The organism is Pedobacter sp. KBS0701 (genome assembly GCF_005938645.2).
Taxonomy (GTDB): Bacteria; Bacteroidota; Bacteroidia; order Sphingobacteriales; family Sphingobacteriaceae; genus Pedobacter.
Map to the genome: position 1 here is coordinate 5,874,495 of NZ_CP042171.1, position 25,049 is coordinate 5,899,543.

Here is a 25,049-nt window from a genome sequence, read left to right on the forward strand (position 1 = left end):
GTATTATTGATTCAAAAAAGTCTCTACCAAATGCGCCGTAATCGCTATCGTTTTGTCGCTTACATCCGGATTCAGGTTTTCACCGATCATAGCGCCATGCATACCCGGTAAAATAACCAGCTGCGCATTTGCAATCAATCTCGACATTTTAACCACATGTTCTGGCTTGATCACATCCTTATCTGCCACCATTAAAAGTGTATCGGAGGTAATTCCCCTCAGATCATCATCGCTGAGGTCGACAAAATCGAGCATGCGTTGTTTGTCTTTCTCAAACATGGTTTGCAGTGCCTTTTGATCTGGATTTACGGCTAGGAAAGCTGTTTTTAGTGGTTCAGGCATGTGGTCGATAGTGGCATCTCCAAAGCCATTATAAAAGCCATCAGTTAAACCTTCCCGTTGGTAATTTGCAGAAATCACGATGATTTTATTTACTACATCGGGATAATGGGCAGCAATATGCAGCGTGGTAGTGCCACCATTACTAAAGCCTAAAAAATTGGCCTTTGCTATTTGGAGTTGATTTAATAAAGTGGTCACATCTTTTGCGTCCTGCTCAAAAGATTCTGGCTGGTCCCGGTCGCTGGTTCTTCCATGGGCCTGAAGTTCAACTGCTACTACCTTGCCGCATTTGGCCAGATAAGGAATAAATCTGCCGAATGTTGATTGAATGGTGGAGCCGCCGCCATGGATCAGCACCAGGGGGATTTCTCCATCACCGTAAATTTCGTAGTACATCTTAATGCCATTTATCTGCTCGTGTCCGGCTTTTTGATAAGCTTCCATTGGTTTAGAATTTAAATTTTGCTAAACAAAGCTAAGCAAGGTAGCTGAAAACAAGGCACTCATAACAGACAAGTTTAGGGGTTTTTGAGCCATTCTAAAATACAGCATATAATGTATGGAATCACTTCCATTTTTAGAAATTAAAAATGCCCGCGGTTTAAAATCGCGGACATCTGAGCGTGTTGTTATAACTAAAACAGTGGCAATAAATTTTAGTGATTTGATCCTGATCGAAGCAGTTTCCACAAGGATTCTACAGGTATCGTATTTTTGATTACCATCTGCACACTGGGATTCGTTTCGCTATGGGTAAACATTTTAGTGTTGGATACTGTTCCCACCACACGTCCGTAAATATCAAGTACTGGCCCACCGCTTGAGCCAGTTGCATAATCTGCCGAAATAGCCATCATTTCCCTAAAAAAATGTTTTTCTGCTGTTCCGGCTTCTTCCATATATTTGTTGGTTACAATGCCCTCACTAAAGAAATAATGCATGCCTTTAGGATGACCAAGCACATAAATGCGATCGCCGACTTGCGCTGCATCAGCCAGTGTCAGTGCTGGAAATTTCTCTCCGTTTGTTTCCACCTGTATTACCGCAAGATCATTTTCCTTCGAGGCAGCTAGTATAGATTTAACAGCGTAAACCTGTCCGTTTGCCAAACGAATCGTAAAAGCCAATGGTTTATAACCATCTTTCATATCTGCATAGGTAAGTGCTACATGATAATTGGTAACCACTATACCATTGGGATCAATAATATATCCGCTTGATTCACTGATGTGTGCATTAGAGCACCTAGGGCACAGGTAGGAGCAACCCACTACTATAGTTGATTTTTTAGCAAGTGTATAAAGTTCGTGGCCTGTAATTGGTTTTTTTGGCGACTTTGCATAACTAATATCCACCAGTTGGTGTGGTGAGGTTAGGGCCATCAGCGCATCCGGTGCGGAAATCGTACTTCCTTTTTTTAATAAGGCGTTAATACTTTCCTGATAGTCGCTAAGCACTTTTTTATCATCGGTAAATTCCTGTGCACTGGTAGAAAAGGCCATCAATAATAAACCTGATAGCAAGACGATCAACTGCAATTCTTTTCTGATTTTTAATACATTCATTGATGTTTGAGTAATGTCCGGCCGGTGATTCTTCAGCCGGACAAGTTAAGATCATTCTGGCAGGTTATTTTGTTCTGTCTATTTTTTCCTGATAAGACTTAGCCTCTTTAATTAAAGATTTATTCTTATTTTCAAAATAAGCTCTAATGGCTGCCTTTTGCTCAGGACTAGCCTTAGCTGCATTTGTCATTAAAATACCCTCCAAAATGCCCTTATATGGCGATGTGGTTGGTAAATTTGCAATATGGCGATTGAAATATCGGGTCATACCATCCAGGTCTTTATTTACCACAAAAAGGGCGATGCGGCACATGTGGTTTTGAGCATCATTCGGGGGTAATTTGAGTAAGCCGATGGTATAGGCTACATCTTCTACTTCCTGAGGAGTATAAAATACATTGTACTTTGCACCAGTTTCAGTAGCAATGCCATACATGTCTTTACGTACTTTATCAAAAAGAATCTGATTGGTAACTTCTGTCCCTAAAGCCTGGTCGATACTGCCTTTTTCCATCATCAACTTTTTGAAAAATGGACTTCCAAATTTGGTTGTCCCTAAGGCAAGTTCCAAATAATCTTTGCTAAACCGTTCAAAGTCTTGGGCATTTTCAAATAATTCATCTAGTACAGGTGTAGGGTCCTTTGAATTCTGATAGAGTGCGAGGGCATAAGGCAAACCCGTACGCATTTGTTTATCAGCGTCATAAGCGGTTTTTAGTCCTGGAAGCGTATTTTTTGGGTCAAGTGCAACTTTTACCTTTTCAATAAATTCCTGTGCGGTTGATTTACCAACCACGCGATTAATTTCTTGGCCCTGAGCATTCAATATCAGGAAAGTAGGGTAAGCCTTTACATTATATTTTTTTGCAAGTTCTTTTCCTTCACCTTTTTCCATATCAAATTTTACAGATACAAATTTGGGGTTGAAATAATCTCCGGCAATTTTTTTTGGAAATTCGTAAGAAGCCATCTCCACACAGGGAATGCACCAGGTAGTATAACAATCCATCAAGATAAGTTTGGGATTTGCAGGATTACCAGCTATATTCATGGCTTCCTGCATTGTGATGGTTTGAAAATTGATGCCCTGAGCCCGGGCAGGCCGCCAGCTCAGGATGCTTAAACAAACTGTTAAACATATAATTAGTTTTTTCATTTCGATTTAGACGTTTGGTTATTATTTAAAGTTGATTCGATTAGCGCTTTCAATTTAGGGTCAGACGGACGGGGTGCCTGGAAATTTACCATTTTTCCATTTTGGTCAATCAGGATGAATCTTGGTATTTCTGTTACCTCATAATCGCCAATCATTGATCCTTTATTGTTGGTAAACAGTTGAAGTCCAGATAATTTTTTCTCATCTACCATTTTTTGCCATTTCGCTTGATCTGTATCAATAGAAAGGCTGATAAAGACAATGTTTTTGCCTTCAAATGATTTTTCCAATTCTTCTAATGCCGGCTGTTCTTTCAAACATGGAACACACCAGGTGGCCCACAGATCAAGCAATACCACTTTGCCCAGATTGTCGGTTAAACGGTGGATCTTCCCGTTCGCATCAGGATAAGCAAAATCGATCGATTCGCCGCCAGGTTCTTGCAAACGTGCACGATTTAGTAATATTTTTATCTTCTCCTTTTGCTGCTTCGTTACCATATAAGGTTCATTGCGCTCCAGAAATTTAACCAGGTTTGCCGTTGCCCCTCTTTCAGCCTGTGCCAGGATAAGTTTTGCTTTAAGTTCTTTGTCTGTTATCTCTGGGATGAGCATATCTACAGCCATTCCTTGTTTACCATCATAAATAATATGTTTTACAAAGGCATGGTAAAGCATATAATGATAACCCATAGGAAGTGTCCAGATATTACCATCTGCCCATTTCTCATCATTATAAAATTTTACAAGGCTCTCAGGGTATTCCGCTTGCTTTCCAATGTTTAAACCAGAAGCGGTAGGAATAATCACGTCATATTTGTAGCTATAGGTTAAGAAATATTTAGCTTGTTTATCAAAAGCCGCATTTCCGGTATTGATGTTTTTAATAAATTGCTGAACGGGTGCTTTCAATGAGTCGATAACTTTAAGATAACCGGCAGAAGGTAACCGATAGCCATCTTTGGTGTAACCGTAAGTTCTTAATGGCTTAATCATTTTATACCAATCGGCAAATACCTGGTTTTCTTTGTTGACTGTGCCCGAATAAACGATTTGTCCATCACCGGCATCTATATTCAACTCGTCACCGGCTTTCAGATATACCGCATATTGTTCGTCATATAGACCTACATATCGGATTGCATTAAGATCTTCTTTCTTCACCTCTCCACGGAAGATTTGATCTTGTCTACTTTTTACCATCGGTAAAATGACCTGGATTTCACCTTCTTCGGGTTTGGAAAATAAGACCTCCTGAGTTTCTTTGCCATTTGGTAAAAGTTTATGAAACTTTCCTTTGATAATCGCAGTTTGTGCCCACGTGGATGCCGATATGGTCAGCATCATGGAAAAAAATAGTGTTTTTTTCATTATTAGTTTGTAATTGTTTTTGATGAAGTATTTATTAAGATTGTTTGATGCCGATACCAGTCAGAATTTGCCGGATGTAAGCGTATTTGATCAGAATATTAGGATATGCAGTATATTTTTGTTTGAATTCCGCATCAGTGTTTGCCATGGCAGCCTCAATGTACATTGATACGTCAAGCCAGGTAGAAATGGGTGAGGAGTTCGATATCCTGGTATCTGCCCCAAGAAAGCCAATGGCCTGTAAAGTGAGCGGAGTACCCGACGGTAGGCCAGTAACATAGGTGCTGGTTAAATAAAAAGTAGATAGTCCATAAGCGTCTCGGGTGGGTACAAACTTCCGCGATACTCCATAAAATTTATCCAGGATATCGGCATATTTACTATCTAATACGGCATTCGTGAGGATGGCCCTCAAAATGGCAGCTTTATAGGTCACTTTTGTGGCTTGGCTCATCGTTGAAATTTTGGAAATTTGTGCAATAGCAACGGTATTGAAACCTTTGTAAGCATATGTTCCAAAGGCATTTGTATTCATATTTTCAACTAAAAGAATGCTCGGAACATGTATTTTCCCTATTATAGGCATAATTTCATTCCGTAAGAAGGTCAACGCTGCCGGAACATCTGCTTTATTACAATAGGTGAACGACTGTACCGCAGGTGGCGGACCACTTGGTATACCGCCCAGCGAATAGCTTAATGATAAAATTTCATAATGGGTATAAGTTTTACCGAAAACGTCTACACGCTTTTGAGTACCAATGGTGTCATTAACAAATACCGGGATCCCTGTTTCTTTATAAAATTGAAAATTGGCATGAATTGTTGGGTCATTGGGGTTATCCTCCATGGCCAACCAATTTTTATCATAATCAGGAAATTCGGTAAAAGGCTCTTTTCTGCAGGAAACCAGCGCAAGCGTGTAGCATGCTGCTATAATGAATAAGATATTTTTCATCTTGATCAGGTTAAGGTTGAATATTACGTACACTGCGAATTGGGTTAGTTAATAATCCCCTATTAAATTCTATGGCATAATTAGGGATGGGTACCTGCCAGCTGGCTTGATCTTGAGCAATAGAATTTAACACATAATATCCGGCGCGGGTATAACTATTACTTTGCGCATCATAATTGTAAGTAGGGTGTTTGATCTTAAAATCTGTACCCAGTGGATATTTAGAATTCACCGCATACCTCCTCAGGTCGAACCAGCGATGGCCTTCAAAACACAACTCTCGTCTACGTTCATTCCGGATAAACTCAACCAGGGTCAGATTGGATGCCGGTTGCTGACTGCCTGAATTATTGCTAAAGCGCATCGCCTGCAATTTCTGAATTTCACTCCAGGCTTCACCATCAGCACCAAGGATAGCTTGCGCTTCTGCGCGGTTGAGCAGCATTTCTGGCAAACGGAAAGAAAAAATACAAGATACCTGCTCGGGGTCATTATAAGTTCGCCAGGTACGCCATTTAGCCGGAAGAAAAGCTTTGCTTTTTGCCGATAGCATAAAAAAGGCATTTAAGCGCAGATCATTAGTACTAAAATTCTGTATCAGATCATCAGAAGCCTTAAAACCAGAAGCAAGACGGTTGACAGGAGCATAAGATGACAATGAATCATTAAGGAAAACTGCCGGCACAGCATTTGTCCCCATGGTAAATATGGTTTCTGTAGAGCTGCGGTAAGTAAAATTACTGTTAGCTACATAACGCTTTAAATCAATAATGCTGTAACCCATATTTTCATATCCGTTAGTCACCTGTAATACTTTATCATATTGTTCGGTAAATAGATATATCCGGCTTTGCAAACATTTAACAGCCGCAATACCTACCCTAATTTTATTAGTGGGATTATAGCCTTGAAGGTAGTCTGCGGCTTGATTAAGATCTGCCTCAATTTGTTTATAAACGGTTTCGTTATTGTTTCTTTTGAAATAGATATCTTCTACTTTTTCCGAAATCTTCAACGGTACACCTTCATCTGTTGAAGCGGTTGCTTTACGGTAAGGAGAACCATAAATATTTTGCAGTAAGAAATAATAATAGGCCCGAAGAAAATAGGCTTCACCACGTAAATGCTGCAGGTTTGCATCTGCCTGGTTTTTTGCTGCAATTTCTGAAGCCTGAAAAATTAATGCATTGATGGCACCAATGCGTTTGTAAATTTTTTTCCACATCACATCAGTCCAGGAGAAGCCCAAAATGTTGACTGTAGGATTTTGTCCCCAGTTGTGAAATCCAGAAAGCATGTAAAGCGGAGTAGCCTGATCTCTGTCAGCAGCGCCAAGCACAAATGCTTCACTGTCATCATCCATCACATGGAGCCATGGTGTAGAAAGGTCAGTCTCTGAAGAGATGCTTCCCATGGTTGCCGGATTATAGATCGATAAACTATATACATTATTCATAAAGGCCTCACCAATCATCACCTTATTCAGGTCGTCGGTGGTTTCCAGGTATTTTTGATCTGTAGAATATTCTTCCAAAAACTTGCTGCAGGAGCTCAGCAGCAAAAGGCAAGCTAAAAGGGTTAAAAGATATTTCATAGTTTGTTTTCTTTAAAATGAAACATTAATACTAGCTGAATAGGTTGGTCTAACTGATAGATTGATGTTTGGCGTAGAACCCGATTGAGTTGGATCTTGTCCCTTTAACATTTTATTGCTGAGGGTGAATAAATTTGTTCCGGTAAGGCTAACAGATGCCGAACTTAATTTTAATTTACGTATTACAGCTTCTGAAAAAGTATATCGGAAAGATGCTGATTGCAATTTTAAGTAATCTCCGCTAACCAATCTCACATCAGAATTATCGTACATCTCATAAGCACTTCCACCCAGTTGAAGACTGCTTGCCGGATAGTTTTGCCACCAAGCATTAATCACATTGTTTGAAACCTGTAGTCCTGGAATATTGGTGTAAGCTTCATCACCCGGTCTGCGCCAACGATCTACAAATTCTTTACGCAGATTCTGTTGCGGATAGGCACTGGTAGTGGCATAACCTGAAGCAATTTTCATCAGTCTGATTTTGTTTCCTAAAGAATAAGAGAGGTTAAACGATAATCCAAAATTTCTATATCCAAAGTAATTGGATAAGCCACCCTGGATAAAGGGTTCACGACGACCAGATTCACTCATGATCTCGAGGTAAACGTCTTGTCTATCCATATTTAAATAGCGTTGTTGGTATGCCACCGAACTTTCATTCTCTAAACCATAAAAAATTGGAGAGCCATCAACAGGACTTAAGCCTTTAAATTTGTAAGAATAAAAGGTATTAATAGGTTTGCCTGCAAGCTGAATATTACCGCTCAGGTAATTGGAATAATCGATATTGTCAATAAGAACGTTATTCCTATTATTGATGGCCTGGTTAATAATTTTATTCAACACCTGACCCAATTGTGGATCGAAACGCCAAACAAAACCGCGTTTAGACTTATCCATACCCACATTATTAATGGCGGTAACGCTTAAAGCTACCTCGACTCCTTTGTTTTCTATTGTTCCGCTATTGATTACGTAAGATTGAACCCCATTGATTTCTGATACTGTTTTATTAAGAAATGCGTCTTGAGTTCTTTTATAGAAATAACCCACGGATCCAGTTACTTTATTACCAAACAAAGTAAAATCCAAGGCAATATTTGAGGATGAAGTACGCTCCCATCTTAAATCTGGATTTGGATAATTAGAAATATTCGCAAATTGAGCATTATAGTAAGGATCAGTAGAAGCATTTTGTCTAATTATCATATATGGCGACTGCCCTGGAAGCATATTTCCCTGCCATCCCCAGGATGCTTTTAAAGCAAGATCATTTACCCACGAAGCATTTCTGGCAACATCTTCTCTCATGTTCCACCTACCGGAGAAGGCATAAATAGGTAGCAATTTATTATTTGAACGTGTTCCAAATAGGTTGGATTGTTCACCACGAATATGAAAATTGAAAATATATTTATCACGGTAAGAATACCCCGTTGTACCATACCAGGCAAACTCGTTAGTAAGCTGACGATTGAATGAGCCTAAAGCAGGCTTGGTAGACATCCATTGGTTATAATAGCCTGTGTAAGTAGTAGGTACAATATCAAAGTAGCCACCCATTTCAGGGAAATATCCTCTTCTTGTGATGTCAAAGCCGCTGTATTCATTTGATTTTATCTCCGTGCCTCCTGAAATGGTAAGGGAATGTCTTTTTTCTAAACCAAATGTGGTTGCATAATTTGCCTGTAAACGGCCTGTATAGTTGTTATTACGAACTTCATTTTTTGTCCATTCACCTCCTACCGGAGCTAAATCACTCCTTAAGCTATAGTCAGCCCGAAGCTTACTGATATAGTAAGAATCTTTTGTATAATATAGTTGCCTGTCATTATTACTTATGGCATAGGCAAAAGTACCTTCCAGGTTAAACTTCGGAGTGATTTTTAATCTTATTAAGGCCTTTAAATTACTTGCAAGCAAATCGGTATGATCAGCGCTGTAGTCTTTGTCCCTTAGGATATTGTAATTAAAAATCTGACCAGCTGGGGTGGTAACCGGGTAATAAAAATAGCTACCATCCGGATTATAAGCAGGCAATGTCCTGCTGGTGTTATAGGCATAGTTCATAATACCCAGATCAGCTGGTGAATAATTCCTCGAAGAATAGTTACCTGTAAAGCTTACTTGCGCCAGAAACTGATCATAATCTGCTGTTACATTCACCACTGATGAATACCGCTTATTGTATTCCCCTCTAATAGTTCCATTTTCATTCAAATAACCTAAAGAAGAATAAAACTTAATACGGTTAGAACCTCCGGATAAGGTTAAGGTATGATTCTGGGAGTAAGAATCTTGAGTAATCAAACCTAACCAATCTGTATTGATATTGGCATAATAATCGCTCTGGCGTTTAAATTCGTTATAATTGATGGTTCCTTTATAATATTGTTGAAGGGCATCTTCATAGCCTGAAAACTGGGTTACATTGTTGTATTGCATTCTTCTTTCTACCATTTCCTTTGAAACATCCATTCGTTCCTCAGAATTCATCATGTTCATGTTCTGGTCTGAATAACGTGGGCGTCTGTTGAATGTAGTATTAGCTGAATAAGAAATAGTCGGTTTACCAGGCTTGCCTTTTTTTGTGGTAATTACAATTACGCCATTACCTGCTTTGGCGCCATATAAAGCTGTGGCAGAAGCATCTTTAAGTACATCAATCTGATCAATGTCTTCAGGGTTTAATCCTGCAATGGCATTTCCGAGTAAATTCACAAAATCCAGGTCATTAATTGATTTTGGATCAATATTTACAGGGTCTTGAAGTACAATTCCGTCTAGTACCCAAAGTGGTTCGCGGTTACCTAAAATAGTGGATGTTCCACGGATTCTAAGCTTAGGTGCTGCGCCTACCTGTCCTGAATTCTGCATAAAAACAAGTCCGGGTATTCTGCCCTCCAATAATTTATCAATGGTATTTACACCGGGTGTAAGAAGTTCTTCCATCTTTTTGCTGGTAATGGCACTGGTTAGCTGCCGGCTATCAATTTGCTGATAACCTGTATTTACCATAATATCTTCCAGATCAGATGAAGTCATTTTAAGTGAGACTACCCGCGCCCGTACCGCAGAAATCTCAATAGGGGAGAAGCCTAAATGCCTGATTTCGAGCATTTCATTGGCGTATTGGCCCGGTATTACAAATTTTCCGTTCTGATCAGTCTTAGTATAGAAACTGGTCCCTTTCACCTTTATCGAGGCCCCTTCCATGGGTTTGCCATTCTCATTAACCACGGTTCCGTTTACCGGACCTGTAAGTTCCTTAAATGTATTGTTAGCCTGACTAACTTTTTTTTCTGTAATGATGATAATCCGGTCTTTAATTTCAAAATCAAGCGCCTGACCCGAAAGCAGCTTTTTCAAGGCACTGTTTAGTGGTTCTTTAACGAGTTTTATGGTAACCGGTTTTGCTTTTTTTAAAATGAGATCGTTATAGGTAAAGTCATACTTGGTTTGTTTGCTTATTTCTGCTGTTGCACGTATAATAGAGGCATCTTTAAGATCAAGCGTTACGGTTTGTGCATGTGCCTGGTTTGATAATGCAATAGCGAACACGAAAAATAAAATGATGATCCATTGAAAAGAAAACGGCGAATGGGTCTTGACGATACTGCCATCCATTTCATTACCGGGCATGCGCCGGCTATGCTCCTTACGAAAAAGGAAGTCGTTCATAATCTGATTAGTTTGTTGGTTATGGTTTGTTGATTGGTTTTAGGTTTTAAGGCTGTTGGGATGGATTAGTTTTCTCCTTACCCTTGGTCAGCCTGTTGAGTATAAGTTATCTCATCAGTTTCATCCTCCTTCCTTGGACATCAAATTTTAGATTAGTGATTTTTTCAAGTGCAGTAAGTACGGCAGATAATGGCCTGTTCCGCTGTATAGAGGCGTGAATCTGGATATCGTCAGGTATACCACTGTAATCTATATCCAGGTTGTACCAACGCTCTATCTGGCGAAGTACCTCTGTAAGCGGAGTAGCTTTAAAAATAAATTCTCCATCTTTCCAGGCCGTGTAAAAACTTGCATCAACGGGTGTAATCTGGAAAGCATTTTGGTTCAATACTGATTGTTCTCCAGGATTCAAAAACGCTGCTTTTGAAATATAAGCACCGTTGAGTTGCACGCGACCATGGACAAGTGTGGTAACCGTTACTCCTTCATTTTGATAGGCATTAACATTAAAGGCTGTTCCCAAAACTTTTATTTCCTGCACTTGGGTACTCACAATGAAAGGTTTTTGAGCATTATGGGCAACTTCGAAGTAGGCCTCGCCCATAACAAAAACTCTTCTTTCTTTTCCTGCAAATGCACTTGGATAAGATATCGACGAGGCAGCATTCAGCCATACTTTGGTACCATCAGCTAAAGTGATTCTGTATTGCCCGCCTTTTGGAGTAGATAAAGTAAAATTCTGAATTTGATCTTCTTTTTCAAGCAATGCGCCATCTTTGTAGCGGATCGTATTTTCATCAGCAATAATCTCCTGTTTACTGCCCTCTAACTGATAGATTTTACCATTGGCTGCCTGTAACGTTGCCCGATGAGTACCCGGAAGTATGTCGTGTGCAATATCTTTTCGAAGAGCATCTTTATGATCAATGGATCTGTAGATAAAAAATGTGGTGCATAAAAAAATCAGGACGGCGGCTGCGGTTGCTATATATTGTAGAGAAGAAAACAATTTCCGCTGCTTAGGCTGAACTTTTTCTATTGCCTGAGCTATTTCATTCCATGCTAGATCGCCAATGGCTTTAGATTTTGGGTGAGCTGAGTGAAATGTTGAATCAAAATAGCCATTAATTACCTCGTCAAGCTGTGACTGGTGCTCATCATCCTGAAGGTGTTGATTAAGTTCTGCCAATTCATCCTTTGTGATGGCATTATTTAGGTACTGATCAAATAAAAACTTAATTCTGTTTGGTTTGCTCATGGTAAACTAGAGAAAAATCATCCCTTTTAAATAGAATACACATGAAAAAGAAAAAATAGCACCTCTAATTGAATTATTTTTTTAATATGGTGGGTAGCAGGAGAATAAATAGCTCAAACGACCTCGATTTTAGTATTGCCTTTAATTGTTTGTTGGCTTTTTGAATGTGATGATTAATAGCAGAAAGACTGATATTCAGTTTTTCACTAATTTCCTGATAACTGAGTCCTTCCAGTTTATGTAAAGTGTATACTTCACGTTGCCTGTCTGTTAGCTGATCCATGGCCTGATCTAGAATGACCTTTGCTTGTTCTGCCTCATCATCCTCTTCCATAGGATGATAAACCTCTTCCTGGCCAACTTCATGGCGCATAATCTGATCATAAACGTTTTTTCGAATCGCATTTTTTGACAGATTTGTAGCAATCTTATACAGAAATGCAACAAAACTTAGTTCGGTATCAATCATTTCGCGGTTGATCCAGATCTTTAAAAATACATCTTGTAAGATATCCTGGGCTAAGTCTTCTGATTTTAACAGATAAATCAATTTACTGGCGAGTCTACCCGAATATAACTGATATAACTGTTTAAAGGCGACCTTATCCCCGCGCTTTAATCCAATTAATAATTCCTTTTCGGCAGTAATGGGTATAGACTTCACTTATCCATCGTCGTTTAGTTATACTAATTTATATAAAAACTGAGTTGTAACAGCATTTTTTTGAATAAAGTAATCTCTAATCTTCCAAATCATTAACATTTATTTAGATTTCTGATTTGGATCCCAGTTAATTCTATCAATACTAAGAAAAATATTATCATTTAGGCTTTTTATTGTTAGCTAAATTACCTTGATACTTAACATGGCATAAGTTTTTATTGCTTAGAATTTCATCAGGCGGGATGTAAATGGGGCATCACCTTTAAATCATATTGACAAACAAAGCAGTTGTATGTATTATATGTATTACTTTATTGTAATTAATAAATGTTTATTGTGTAATTTTCAAAGATATTTATTTTGTCTATTTTTTATTAAAAATAAAATCAGTATCTATGTATAAACCAAATACATCTCAATCGCCTCAAACTTTAAAAACGCTAATCAAAATGCAACACGCTCTTACATCAGTTATTCCGATTATTATCTCTTAATTTTAATATTTAGCTGTATTTATTTGTTTATCAATTATTTGAAGTGTTTTGCTTTTCGATATTATTGATTAGATCTGATAATTTGATGTAGTAATAACAAGCTAATTTCTCGTTTAGTCTTAAATGTTTAAAACAAAATAAGAATATTTTTATCTGTATTAACTTACATTTTTAATAAACCTTAAACCAAACAATTGTGAAAAATTTATTGTCAATTATTATTCCTGTGCTCGAAGGGATGGAAGAATCTCCATTGAAGCACCAACTCCTGGCCTATTTCCCTCAACAGGCTGAACATTTTACAACAATTGAAGAAAGTTTTGTGAAACTTACAGCAATTCTGCATGATAGGGATCACCTTAAACCTTTTTTTCATAGCTGGAGCCAAACCAACAATAGTGCGGTTACTGTTGCCGGATTGAGTAACCGCATGACCATGTTGATCCATAAAAACATACCTGTACCAGATGAAGCGCAGCTTTTCAGATCGGTAGCAAGTCTGAACAGGATTGTTGATGAAGACCTGGCTGTTGTTGGTAAAGTATTACATTCTGATTTGTTCTACACCATGGCCACAAATACCTGCGGCGATGATGGATGGTTGTTGAGGCAATACCTTGATCCAAGTGCCCGTGCATTTAAATATTGGAAAGACCAGAACTCATTGCGTAATAAAGATTTATTGGTCGGCCTTTTAACTACACTGGTACATGAAATTTATACTCATGGAGAAGTGGAATTTATATTACCGAAGTTTACACGTTGGCTGGAAGATGATTTTGGCTTTGATAAAGATACCCTAAAACATACTTTAGCCTGGATAACCGTACACTGTGGACCAACTGAGAAAAACCATTTCTTTTATGCTGTTAACGCCATCAATTATTATCTTAAAGCAATGGATGTAAATTTGGCTGATTATGACTTACGCGAAATCGTTGCCGATTATTTGAGTAAAAAAGCGGCAGTTATGGAAACCATTAGCGCTAGTCTGGAACCTGTGATGTCTGAAGAAGAAATGGTATAAATTATGACAGGCGAGCTTGTAGAAGAACACACGATCTGTAGCAGGGAAACACTGACTGAATTACTGATGAAACACCTGGGCGAAATACCCTGTAATGGTGCCGATTCATTTTCTCCGGTCCCCGTTGCTGTAAACCGTAACGAAATTGTACGGATGGAGAAACTGTGCCAGGTTTTGAACAAAGCATTAACCAGCGTTGTAAATGCTTATTTTTCCGATGAACGGATACGTGCCATTTATAACTTTGATGAGCGCTTGAACGATATTTTAAACATTGCAAATGCACAGCCTTATGAAGTAGGCATGTACCGCCCCGATTTTTTACAGGCAGAAGATAGCAGCATTAAAATATGCGAAATAGGAGCAAGGTACCCCATAAACGGGTGGATGTTGAGTTATTACCTTAACTTGATTTCTGAAGACAGCAGCTTGCCTTTACTGGAGGCTGTTCCTCATCAGCGTGACTTTATTAATACCATTTTTGACCGTTTCAACAGTAATGAATCTATCGTGTTGGTGCATGAGAGAGAAAAGGGTACAGAGGTATTTTACCTGTTAAATGAATTCAGTAAACAGGGCTTGAATTATGTTTCTGCAAGCCCTGCTCAGCTAAGCTGTCAAAATGGTGAATTGATGTTGCAAGACAAAGCCGTTAACCAGTTTATATTGGAAATGGACCGGGAAGAACTGCGCAATTTTGATCCTGAAGTATTGAGGTTGATCATCACCAGGGGAAATTATTTTAACGATGTGCGTACACTAATCTTGGTACATGATAAGCGTATACTTGCTGTTCTGTATAATGAAGAGATTATGAGGGATCACCTTTCTGAAGAAGAATACCTCTTTTTACGCTCCTTTTTAATACCTACTTATGCCCTACATACCCCCGAAAAAAGGATAGAAGTAAGCAATTCTTCATTAAACTGGGTATTAAAGCGGAATAGTGGTGGGCGTGGCATTGATATGTATGTAAAAAGTGAATGTGAAACCATTGTTTGGTCTGATATTATAGCTAAACAATGGCCAGAATACATGATACAACAATATGTACCCCAACGCTGGTTTAAATACAGCAATGGTCCGGAGAAAAGCCTGATCAATTTAGTAGGGATGTTGCTGTGTTACAATAACCAGTCTTTTGGGCCTGGCTTATTCCGTGGTTCAGCAGAAAGTGTGGTTAATGTCCACCAGGGCAGGGGAGTCATTTTTCCCGCAATGATGTCAGTATCATAAACATGACACATGCCATCATTATACCGCTGTTCAACAAAGCGCCCTATGTTAGCCAAACGTTAAATTCACTCATCCGGCAAAGTAAACTGCCGGATGAGTTGATTATTGTCGACGACTTAAGTACAGATAATAGTCTTATTATTGTCCATGATTTTTTGCGTAATCATATTTCCGCCTTTGGCAATTGCAAGATACTGGTAATTGAACTCGCGGAAAATAAAGGCCCGGGTAATGCACGGAATATCGGTTTTGCTGCTACTCATTGTGAATTAGTTAGTTTTTTAGATGCTGATGACGAATATCATCCACAGCTGCTGGAAATAGCAACACATGCATTTAGAGTGCATCAGCTCGATTTTATGGTGCTTAATATCACTTTTATGCCAGGTAATGAGATATATCCTGACCTGAAGCCATTAAAAAAGTACCTGGAACCGCTTGATGCAGATCTATATCTGATTAAAAATCCTTTGATGGCAGTTAGCGATCCGCATTTTATAATTGGGGTTGGAAGTAATGTGATTACACGAAGTAAATGGATCGCCTCTAACCGATACCAGGCAGAAGCCCAGCTAAATGAAGGTGTCGATTTTTGGTACCGGGTACTAAAAGGAATACTGAACTCGGTGCCAGGTAAAATAGCCCTGCAAACTGGTGGTTATCTTTATGTTAACGAGGTCCCCGGGAGCCTTTCGAGGAAAAAATATAGCCATTTTAAACAGATCGAATTGCCACCGGTAATTTCAAGGTATGTAGACAGTAAAGATAAACACGACCGCCTGTTGATGGGCATGATCGGTGAACGCTGGTATAAATACGCCCTACAAAATTTACCATCCGATACCCAAAGAGCACGTTTTTTATGGCATTACCGAAGTTTATTGCCGAAATATATTGGCTATCTGCTCATCAAAAGATAAATTTTAAAAATGATCGATCCTCTCCTTAATCAATATTATCAGATTGTTAGGCAATCTGATCTTTTCAGGTTCTATTATCTTGATCATGAAGATTATCGAAGCGCTCCCTTAATAGGTAAAAAGGAATTGATTAATCTTTTAAATGATTATTTTGATCTGCATAGCCAGAAAGAAGGTGTTTATCTGGTGCGTTCTGGCGGATCTACTCAAAAACCGCTGGTTTTTCCGGTTGATATTGCAGAAAATCTCGAACAGCGTGCAATACTGGCCTCCGCATTAAAACAAGCTGGAGTATTTACCCCAAAAACCATCGCCCTCAATATGTTTGGTTATATGGATATGTACCGCACTGCTGCCATTATGGACGATCTTTTGGAACGTTGCAGTGCAACCACATTGGTAGCCAGTGCCGGCTTACCTTACGAAGACGCCTACCAGATGGCGCTGAATTTCAGGCCCAATTTATTATTAGGTACACCCTCAAAATTATTCCTTTTTGCGCAATACCTTAAAAAGCATCAGCTTAGTTTGTCAATCACCAATCTTGTGTTTGGTGGCGAGTTTTTGCCGCCCTCACATATCAAACTTTTCGAGGATGTTTTCGGAACCCGGCAGATCTATTCATTATACGGTTCTGCAGAAACCGGGATATGGGCCTGGTGCGATTATAGCCGTTCGCCATCATTGTTCAGGGTAATTCACGGGCTGGTAGTGGAGCCAAACGATCCGGGTGCTGATGGCTATGGTTCCCTCCTGGTGAGCAATCTATTCCGTAAACGTTTCCCAATCTTTAGGTACAATACAGGCGATATCGGTAAATGGGTTGAAGTTGACGGCCAACCTTATTTGGAATTAAAAGGGAGATCTTCCAATTCTTTTATGTTTAACGAGTGTAACTATGAACTGGATGATTTTAATGCAGTTTTAACAGATGTTGAACGGTTTCAGATACAGATCACACCTTATGAAGGGCATACCGCAATAAAATTTATGCTGATAGCTGATGTAGCCAATAACGATAAAGCAGCCTATATTGAGTTAAAGCTTCAAGAGATAAATGAGGTGTTTGGTTACAAAGTGAGAAATTTAGAGGTTTTAGCGGGTATGGATTTAGATCTTTATACCAATGCCATTACTGGTAAAACACATGTGATTGTCGATCATCGGATTTGATATTGACTTTTGGCGGATTCTGCGGATTTCATACCCTGTTTCCAGAATGGAATGGACAAAAAAAGCCGCTTCAAGTAGAAGCGGCTTTCGTAGCCCGTAGGGGAATCTTTCCACCGGAATTTCAATTCTTTATCAGTGTTTTACAGATTCACCAATCCGGTTACCCCACATGCTAACTTAAGAGACTGATTTTTATGGTGATATCCGTGTCTTTTCATTTTTGGAAAATTTCTACTTTTGAAAAACCAAACTATAATAAGAAACCATGTAAGAGGCTCTATTTGTTAGTATGATCAATTTGTAATATAACTTAAATCCAGCTACCGAATTTATATACCTTTATTTCTTTGTTCGTTGGATTTATCCAGACGAGATCATCTTTTAAATTCACAACAGGTTCTTCTGGAGTTATCAAAAGCATATCATTTGCTCTTTTTGTATTAGTCCATTGCCCAATTTGCTCGGCAATAAACCAATGATTATTATGATACTCAAGTGTTAATTTGCTTCCGATTTCTCGAGATGATAAGTTCCCTCCTACAACATTTGGTAAGATATTATTTGCGTCAGAAACTATTGTCATCCAATTATTGCTTTCAACGAGAAAACTTATGCGTTGTCCCTCCGTGTACTGTTCATTTCTAATGTAATATATAGGATTATCTGACAAGCCAAGATTTGTATACACCGTAAAAAATCTGCCATAGGTTACGATCTGGACAGCCGTCGAAGTTTCCCAATAAAATCCTTTTAAAATATTTCTGATATCAGAAAGCACTAATCCTTTTTTAGCCTGTATATATTTTACATCGGAATCTAAGATGGATAGATATATAGATTTTGTGTTTGGGTTTGTACTATCTATTACAATTGGGATCGTTGTGTCATCTCCAACCTCCGTTTTTCTTATTGTCAAATTGTGAATATTGATTCCTACATTTCGATAGTCATTAACCGGATCTTCTTTAATAATATTTATACCATTCCTATAATAAAAAAAATCGCTGCGTGAAGTATTCCAATTCGTCAATATTGGATTGAGAATATTGAGAGTTAACGTTCCTTCCTTTCCAAAGTTTGATATCAACAACGCGCCCTGTTTATTATTTTGCCAGACTGGGTTTAGTAAATTGATACTTCCTACTAAGCCATCGCGCACATTAGGTATGAAAAAACCATGCTTACTGCTGTCATCGATATGCTTTGAAATTGAAATATCAATATTAGGGTTATTTTCTATAGTAATGTCGCTGCTGAAAAACAACATGATACCTGACCCAGCATTTTTGGAAGTAAATGGATCGTTAATTACTATGTTGTCGATTACAATCGGCATCCCACCCAATCCCTCTGGTTCAATATCTATTCCAGCCTCGGGGGCAGCTCCATTGGTATTGAATATTTTCGGGTTATTTAATGTTACATTTTTCGTTGATGTAATGGAGATACCGTTCCTACGGACATTGTCAATGAAAGCATTATTTATAGTAACTTTATTCGTCGAAATTGTCGAAGTTGTATCTAAATACTGATTTCCTATGTAAATGCCATCGCCCCAACAATTGCTAATTACGGGATTTTCTATAACAATATCTTCCGAATTTGTTATCGAGATTCCATGTCCCCATTCTCCTGAGATTCCAATGTGATGGACTCGCTCACCCACAATTCGTGGATTTACTATCCGCACATTTCTTATATTATAAATATTTAATAACCGATAATTGGGAGATGATGAGGGTAGTGCTATTATTTTCCCAAGAGGGTTGAAAACAAGTTTGCTATTGCTCTTTAATTGGATTCCCGAATTATCATTATCTGCACTTATGTAATAAGATTTACTAATAGATACTGACAAACAGACTTCGATGCACTTTGTAATTGCACCCGCATTATCCACTAACGAGTTGGCAACTGCTCCAAAATATTGAACATCTACTTGCCCCTCAAAATTATGTTTTAGCTTAATACCTCCTACGTTAAAAACGCTACCACCATCATCTTCTTCGGTTGTATCAGTTAAGAAGTAATTTATTGGATAGGGTGTGTCATCTTTTACGTAATAACCCAATAAGATTACTCCTAAATATTGTCCGCTTTCCAGGCTGGCTATATTTTCAGCTGATAAATTTCTTAATTGTTGAACATTCTCCACGAAGATAAATTGGCTCATATTAACATCTTTTGATTTCTGAAATTAGCGAAATATACCTGTAAAATCAAAGGTTAAAGTTAGAGTTATAAAAAGGCCAAAAGGATCAGTTACATACTAGAGCTTGAAAAAATTGAAGAATTAGAAGAAATTGGTAAAGCAAGCAGTGAAAAAACAAGTAAGTGGGAAAGACTCTCAAAGCATCTTCTAAAATTAGCTAGCTTAAGTGAGCTTTACGGAAAAACTCGTACAATTGACTAGCATCGGCTCGTTAGAGGGTGTATTCAAACATAATTTCTTATTCTGATGGAGTATTTAGAACATTTAGCATCAACAAAATGCTTTCTTAACTATTTGAATTTCAATGAAAAAGGGCTGCTCTTGGTAGAACAACCCTTGTCTTTTCTGGGGAAAAATCCCCTTCCGTAGCCCGTAGGGGAATCGAACCCCTGTTTCCAGAATGAAAATCTGGCGTCCTCACCCCTAGACGAACGGGCCATTAATCTGAGTTTTGACTTTGGAGTCTTTAGTTTGGAGTTACTCCGAACTTAAAACTCTCAACTCCCGACTTCTTGGTAGCGGGGACACGACTCGAACGTGCGACCTTCGGGTTATGAGCCCGACGAGCTACCAACTGCTCCACCCCGCACTCTATAGCTTCAATTTTCTTTGTTTGAAGGAGTGCAAAGGTATATAATATTTTTGCTTTTCAAAAGGCTTCACAAACTTTTATTAGATATTTAAATTATCTGCTTGATTTTTAGTGTATTATTTTTGCTGCAGCTGATTTTTTACTGCTCTTGTAAAAGGGAAATAAAGAAAAGAACTTACCTATCCAAATTGATCCTCAATTTTAATCTCATCGGAAATAATCTCGGTTTCGCATCTCCTGCAAAGTGTTTCTGGTGTTAGCTTTAGTTATAATGGCATTAAACAAGCTGGTACGTGTAGGGAATTGTCTTTTGTATAATTAATAAGATAAATGCAGTTAGCTTATAGATGTTATGATTTGTTTGTGCGCGAAGAATTGAAGTTCTTTATTGAACATTTGAACTGCTAATTTAACGAAAATTGCCCTACACTAAAATTATAAGCCAATACATTTGAACTGCTAATCAAATAGTTAATTTGGGTTTTAAATGCTTTAAATTCCCCTGGTTTGCCAATTTTAATATCCTTAATTACTTGTACTGGCTAAAAATGTGTGCTTTAAGTGTAAATGTATTCAGTTTTACATCGAGTAAATATGTATTTTTTGTTTTTAGTTATGGTATTATAAAATATATGATTTTTGTATGTTAATTAACTGGTTATAATTGTAAATAAAAAGGGTTATGAATAATTACAGCTATTCACATACCTATTTGCAAATGGTAGCCAGGCAGAAATATCTGTCAGCATATATGGTATTCAACAAAATTCCGGAGACTAAAAGAAAGGAGGAGCATTCAAGTAAGTACCTTTATAAAAAAAAATCAAAATTAGTGACTATCTATCTTTAAAAAACCTTAATCAAACCATTATGAAATTTAAAATTTGTGTTATCGCTATTACGGTATTTTTACTACTCGGCTGTTCAAAAGAAAAACAGCAAATTGAAGAAAATATTGAACCACAGTTAAAAGGATTGGCATCTATTGATGGCAATACCTATTATCAAACCATTGATGGGTTGGGCTTTTCCAGTGCGTGGTGTGGTACGCTTACTACAGCCAAAAATGATGCACTTTATAATACACTGGGTTTTTCTTTGTTAAGGGTTCGTTTCGACCAGAATAATGCATGGGCAGATGAAACGAACAATGCCGCTGCGGCACATGCCCGGGGCGCTAAAGTATTAGGCTGCCCCTGGAAAATACCTGCTGCTTACCGATCAGGCAATACCATTCCATCTAACCAGTACATTAATTTCTGCAATTGGCTGGGTAGCGCTGCTTCAGCCATAAACTGTGATTTTGTATCTATAAAAAATGAGCCTGATGGCTCTTCGGAAGATGGAAATTTGGATGGAAACCAGATACGTGATATTATTAAAGCTGGCGGATCAAATATTGGCAAACCCATTGTTTGTGCTGATGCTATTAATTTTAACGATACCTATACTGACCCAACACTGAACGATGCAGCCGCTGTCGCTAAAATTTCTTATGTTTCCGGGCATCTTTATGGTGGTGGTAATTATGTGCACCAAAATGCGCTTAATAAAGGAAAACGCATTTGGATGACAGAATACTATGTTGAAAATAGCCGTGACAATATGGATAACTGTTTAGTTTTAGCTAAAAACATTAATGATTGTATGAACAATCAATTTAGTGCGTACTACTTTTGGTGGGTTAATGACAATGATGCAAGCGTTAACCTGGTTAATCAAAGTGGTACAATTTACAAAGCCGGCTACACCGGCGGCCAGTTTGCCAAATGGATAAGGCCAGGAAAACAAAGAATAGCCTGTACCTATAATCCTACCCCTAGTGTTTATTTAACAGCCTACCGGGGAGGTGGATTGGTCATCGTGGCTGTTAATACAGGCACTTCCGCAGTAAGCCAGTCTTTTTCGGTTGCTAACGTTAGTGGCGTTGGTTCGCTGAATATTCATCGTACATCTAGTAATGAAAACATGTCTTCAATAGGATTAGTTGCTGTTTCGGGTAATGCATTTACGTATACGCTTCCTGCTAAAAGTATTACTACCTTTCACCAGTTTTAGCTGGTAGTACAGCTTATTGCAGTAAGCAACAAAATGCCGGATATCACCTTCATGGGCATGAAGTATTATTGTTTCATGCCCATGATATTTCCATAATAAGATTTAAGAAAAAGCAAATTTTTATTCATGACAGTGTATGTGGCGGATTTTTATCTTAATATGTTTATGAAGCTTATCTGCAATTGTTTTTTAGTACTGCTGTCAATACTTTTGTGCAGTTATTGTGCGGTTGCGCAAACTTATAATGATGCCATCCCCATGAGCCTTGCTGCCGGAATTAAGCCCCTAGAAAATTACGAAACTTTAAGCGGCAGTAGCAAAGGAAGAGCAGAGTTGTTGAGCAATAACGCATTACAAAGTTCTTCAGGTGTAAAATCTTATCAGTTTGCGGAAAGGGTAAATGTTAACCTTAATCCTGCAAATTCAGGACATTGGGATCAAACAATACATGGCAGAATTTGGCGCTTAGGCATCCATGGCGTTAATGCATATTCCATTTACCTGACTTTTAATTCCCTGAAACTATCAAAAGACGTAACGCTGTTCGTATATAACAAAGGTTTAAGGCAGTTCAGAAAGTATAATCAAAAAAACAATGTAAGCAGTCACATCTCATTGGCTCCCGTTTCCGGAGATACAATAATGCTGGAATTGAATATACCTAATGGTGTAACTGATTATGGGGGTATTCAATTATCCAAAGTATATTTAGATAGAACCGGTATTTTTAAAACAGGAACCAAAAAAGTTTCTGCAAGTACCGAGGCTTATTGCGATCAAAATATAAATTGTGAAAATGGCATTAATTGGTTAACCGACAAAAGGGCTGTATGTAAAATTATTACCGATGGCAATCTAAGCTCGGGTACACTTATCGGTAATACATCAAAAGATAAGCAACCATATCTTCTAACATCTTTTCATACTATTTTCGATGAAAGCCATGCAGAAGAATCTGTGTTTATATTTAATTATGAGTATGATTGCGAACAAACATCGATCAGCGACGACCAGACCATTTCTGGTGCTAAACTTGTGGCTGCAGCTGATAAACTTGACTTTTCCCTGCTCAAACTTAATGAAGTGCCTCCAGCCTCTTTTCATCCTTATTACGCCGGTTGGGATGTAAGGGAGGTTCAACCCGAAGCTGGTGTTTGCATTCATCATCCTGGTGGCAGGTATAAACAGATTGCTATAACTTATAATCGGCTTAATTCGGCAACGTTCAATTCGGATTATAAAGCCAATTCTTCATGGCAGGTTGTTAAATGGAATATTGGTACTACTGAGCCCGGTTCTTCCGGAGCTCCGCTATACAACCAACAGCATAGGTTGGTGGGTAATTTAACGGGTGGCTATTCTTCCTGCAATTCACAAGGTAGCGATTATTTTAATAAGTTAAGTGTTTCTTATACTTCCAGGGCAAAAATAGGAAATAAGCTGATCGAATTGCTTGATCCTGTACACCTTGGGGCAAGTTTTATGGAGGGCTACGATCCTTATGGGTTTAATGCTGAACAATGTGATACGGTGTCTCATATCAGAGTTAAGGAGAAGACAGCTTACAGCCTGACCGAAAGGCCTTCTGATTACTTATTGGGAAATGCTTCTGTTATGTTTGCCGAGAAATTCACCACGCCAGGCTACTTGCTTTTGCCAGGTTTTTACTTAAATATTGCGCGGTTAGGAACTTTTAATCAAACTTCCAATATAAAAGTAAAGATATGGGGCGGCGGAAGCCTGCCCGGGCAGGAGATTTATACAAAGAACATTTTTTTGAAAGAATTAAAGGCTGGGTCGGTCAATTATATTTTGCTTGATTCTGTTCTAAAGTTAACCTCGGGCTTCTATATTGGCTACCAATTAATGGATGATAACCATAATGGGTTCGCAGTATATCATTCTGCAAATCGTGGTAAAACAGGTCCGTCGACAATGTATGTCTATGATGGTGCCTGGCACAATATTAATTCAATTGACAAAATTGATTACTCCGCTTCTATGTCAATTGGCATCGTTGAGTGTTACGGCAAAACAGATGAATTGCGGTCTGATGCTTTATTGCTGTTTCCTAATCCATGTAGTCAATATATAAATATTAATGTGCCCTTAACGTTTGCTATTGAGGGAGTAGATTGTTATGATATGAGTGGCCGCAAGCATGTTGTAGATTATCAACCATCCGAAGTATTCAAGCGTGTTTACTTTAATCTTTCGCCAGGGTTATATATACTGGTTGTTAAGGGCTCGGGGCTGCAACTGTCATCCAAATTTATTGTGGCCAACTAATCCAGCCTTCCATAGCAATTTCTATGGTGCATTATACCTTATTTAACAGGACTTTATTGCGTTGTAGGTACTTATCAGAACAGATACTCATTGACACGGGAGAATTAGCGTACTTTTTGATATGCCTATAAAACTTAAAAAGCTGTAAATCATAGATTTACAGCTTTTTAAAGGTTTTGATTTTAATACTTGTAGCCCGTAGGGGAATCGAACCCCTGTTTCCAGAATGAAAATCTGGCGTCCTCACCCCTAGACGAACGGGCCATTAATCTGAGTTTTGATCTTGGAGTCTTTAGTTTGGAGAAACTCCCAACTTAATACTCTCAACTCCCAACTTCTTGGTAGCGGGGACACGACTCGAACGTGCGACCTTCGGGTTATGAGCCCGACGAGCTACCAACTGCTCCACCCCGCACGCTATACAACTCGTTTTTTTCTTTGAATTAAATCCTTAACT

General features: G+C 38.4%; 16 protein-coding genes and 4 tRNA genes. 6 read left to right on the forward strand and 14 right to left on the reverse strand.

The features are described 5' to 3' along the window. Positions 1–3: 3 nt before the first annotated feature. The 9 genes from FFJ24_RS23885 to FFJ24_RS23925 form a co-directional block, all read right to left on the reverse strand. Entirely contained in the window at positions 4–786 is a 783-nt protein-coding gene (locus FFJ24_RS23885; protein WP_138819612.1) for an alpha/beta fold hydrolase, read from the reverse strand. Between the two features lie 212 nt (positions 787–998). Beyond that, complete coding sequence (locus FFJ24_RS23890; RefSeq protein ID WP_138819613.1) at positions 999–1,907, reverse strand: serine protease; 909 nt, start codon at positions 1,905–1,907, stop codon at positions 999–1,001. 64 nt (positions 1,908–1,971) lie between these two features. Beyond that, the gene (locus FFJ24_RS23895; protein WP_138819614.1) at positions 1,972–3,063 is read right to left on the reverse strand and encodes a thioredoxin family protein; all 1,092 of its coding nucleotides are present in this window, start codon (positions 3,061–3,063) and stop codon (positions 1,972–1,974) included. After that, the gene (locus FFJ24_RS23900) at positions 3,060–4,433 is read right to left on the reverse strand and encodes a TlpA disulfide reductase family protein (protein WP_138819615.1); all 1,374 of its coding nucleotides are present in this window, start codon (positions 4,431–4,433) and stop codon (positions 3,060–3,062) included. The genes FFJ24_RS23895 and FFJ24_RS23900 overlap by 4 nt, the downstream gene beginning before the upstream one ends. Before the next feature lie 34 nt (positions 4,434–4,467). Further along, a complete protein-coding gene (locus FFJ24_RS23905) occupies positions 4,468–5,391 on the reverse strand; it encodes a hypothetical protein (protein ID WP_138819616.1) in 924 nt (307 codons plus the stop codon). A 10-nt stretch (positions 5,392–5,401) separates the two neighbouring features. Beyond that, positions 5,402–6,985: a RagB/SusD family nutrient uptake outer membrane protein gene (locus tag FFJ24_RS23910; protein ID WP_138819617.1), complete on the reverse strand. Its 1,584-nt coding sequence runs from the start codon at positions 6,983–6,985 to the stop codon at positions 5,402–5,404. A gap of 12 nt (positions 6,986–6,997) precedes the next feature. Beyond that, positions 6,998–10,669 carry a SusC/RagA family TonB-linked outer membrane protein gene (locus tag FFJ24_RS23915; protein ID WP_138819618.1) on the reverse strand — a complete coding sequence of 1,224 codons (3,672 nt, stop codon included), beginning with the start codon at positions 10,667–10,669 and terminating at the stop codon, positions 6,998–7,000. Positions 10,670–10,775: 106 nt separating this feature from the next. Further along, the gene (locus FFJ24_RS23920) at positions 10,776–11,927 is read right to left on the reverse strand and encodes a FecR family protein (protein WP_138819619.1); all 1,152 of its coding nucleotides are present in this window, start codon (positions 11,925–11,927) and stop codon (positions 10,776–10,778) included. A 73-nt stretch (positions 11,928–12,000) separates the two neighbouring features. Continuing rightward, positions 12,001–12,591, reverse strand: coding sequence for an RNA polymerase sigma factor (locus tag FFJ24_RS23925; RefSeq protein WP_138819620.1), 591 nt, complete (start codon positions 12,589–12,591; stop codon positions 12,001–12,003). A 690-nt stretch (positions 12,592–13,281) separates the two neighbouring features. On the opposite strand from FFJ24_RS23925, the gene FFJ24_RS23930 reads away from it, so the two are divergent. Genes FFJ24_RS23930 through FFJ24_RS23945 form a run of 4 tightly spaced genes read left to right on the forward strand, consistent with a single transcriptional unit; the run spans position 13,282 to position 17,441 of the window. After that, positions 13,282–14,112, forward strand: a complete 831-nt coding sequence (locus tag FFJ24_RS23930; RefSeq protein ID WP_210419421.1) for a hypothetical protein — start codon at positions 13,282–13,284, stop codon at positions 14,110–14,112. Positions 14,113–14,115: 3 nt separating this feature from the next. Continuing rightward, positions 14,116–15,348 (forward strand): hypothetical protein, encoded by a 1,233-nt coding sequence (locus tag FFJ24_RS23935; RefSeq protein ID WP_138819622.1) that lies wholly within the window; start codon positions 14,116–14,118, stop codon positions 15,346–15,348. Positions 15,349–15,350: 2 nt separating this feature from the next. After that, positions 15,351–16,268, forward strand: coding sequence for a glycosyltransferase family A protein (locus FFJ24_RS23940; protein WP_138819623.1), 918 nt, complete (start codon positions 15,351–15,353; stop codon positions 16,266–16,268). Positions 16,269–16,277: 9 nt separating this feature from the next. Beyond that, positions 16,278–17,441 (forward strand): AMP-binding protein, encoded by a 1,164-nt coding sequence (locus tag FFJ24_RS23945; RefSeq protein ID WP_138819624.1) that lies wholly within the window; start codon positions 16,278–16,280, stop codon positions 17,439–17,441. A 310-nt stretch (positions 17,442–17,751) separates the two neighbouring features. Here the strand turns inward: FFJ24_RS23945 and FFJ24_RS23950 are convergent, their stop codons facing one another. The 3 genes from FFJ24_RS23950 to FFJ24_RS23960 all read right to left on the reverse strand — a co-directional run bounded on the left by FFJ24_RS23950 (position 17,752) and on the right by FFJ24_RS23960 (position 20,242). After that, complete coding sequence (locus FFJ24_RS23950; protein WP_138819625.1) at positions 17,752–19,614, reverse strand: right-handed parallel beta-helix repeat-containing protein; 1,863 nt, start codon at positions 19,612–19,614, stop codon at positions 17,752–17,754. Positions 19,615–20,019: 405 nt separating this feature from the next. Next, positions 20,020–20,091: transfer RNA gene (locus FFJ24_RS23955), tRNA-Glu, on the reverse strand. A gap of 75 nt (positions 20,092–20,166) precedes the next feature. After that, positions 20,167–20,242 (reverse strand) — tRNA-Met (locus FFJ24_RS23960). A gap of 873 nt (positions 20,243–21,115) precedes the next feature. Here FFJ24_RS23960 and FFJ24_RS23965 point away from each other — a divergent pair. Together FFJ24_RS23965 and FFJ24_RS23970 are read left to right on the forward strand one after the other, a co-directional pair. Beyond that, complete coding sequence (locus FFJ24_RS23965) at positions 21,116–22,303, forward strand: glycoside hydrolase family 30 beta sandwich domain-containing protein (RefSeq protein ID WP_138819626.1); 1,188 nt, start codon at positions 21,116–21,118, stop codon at positions 22,301–22,303. 165 nt (positions 22,304–22,468) lie between these two features. Beyond that, positions 22,469–24,592 carry a trypsin-like peptidase domain-containing protein gene (locus FFJ24_RS23970; RefSeq protein ID WP_168202545.1) on the forward strand — a complete coding sequence of 708 codons (2,124 nt, stop codon included), beginning with the start codon at positions 22,469–22,471 and terminating at the stop codon, positions 24,590–24,592. A gap of 192 nt (positions 24,593–24,784) precedes the next feature. Here FFJ24_RS23970 and FFJ24_RS23975 read toward each other — a convergent pair. Together FFJ24_RS23975 and FFJ24_RS23980 are read right to left on the reverse strand one after the other, a co-directional pair. Beyond that, positions 24,785–24,856: transfer RNA gene (locus FFJ24_RS23975), tRNA-Glu, on the reverse strand. Between the two features lie 75 nt (positions 24,857–24,931). Further along, positions 24,932–25,007, reverse strand: a tRNA-Met gene (locus tag FFJ24_RS23980). Between the last annotated feature and the right edge of the window lie 42 nt (positions 25,008–25,049).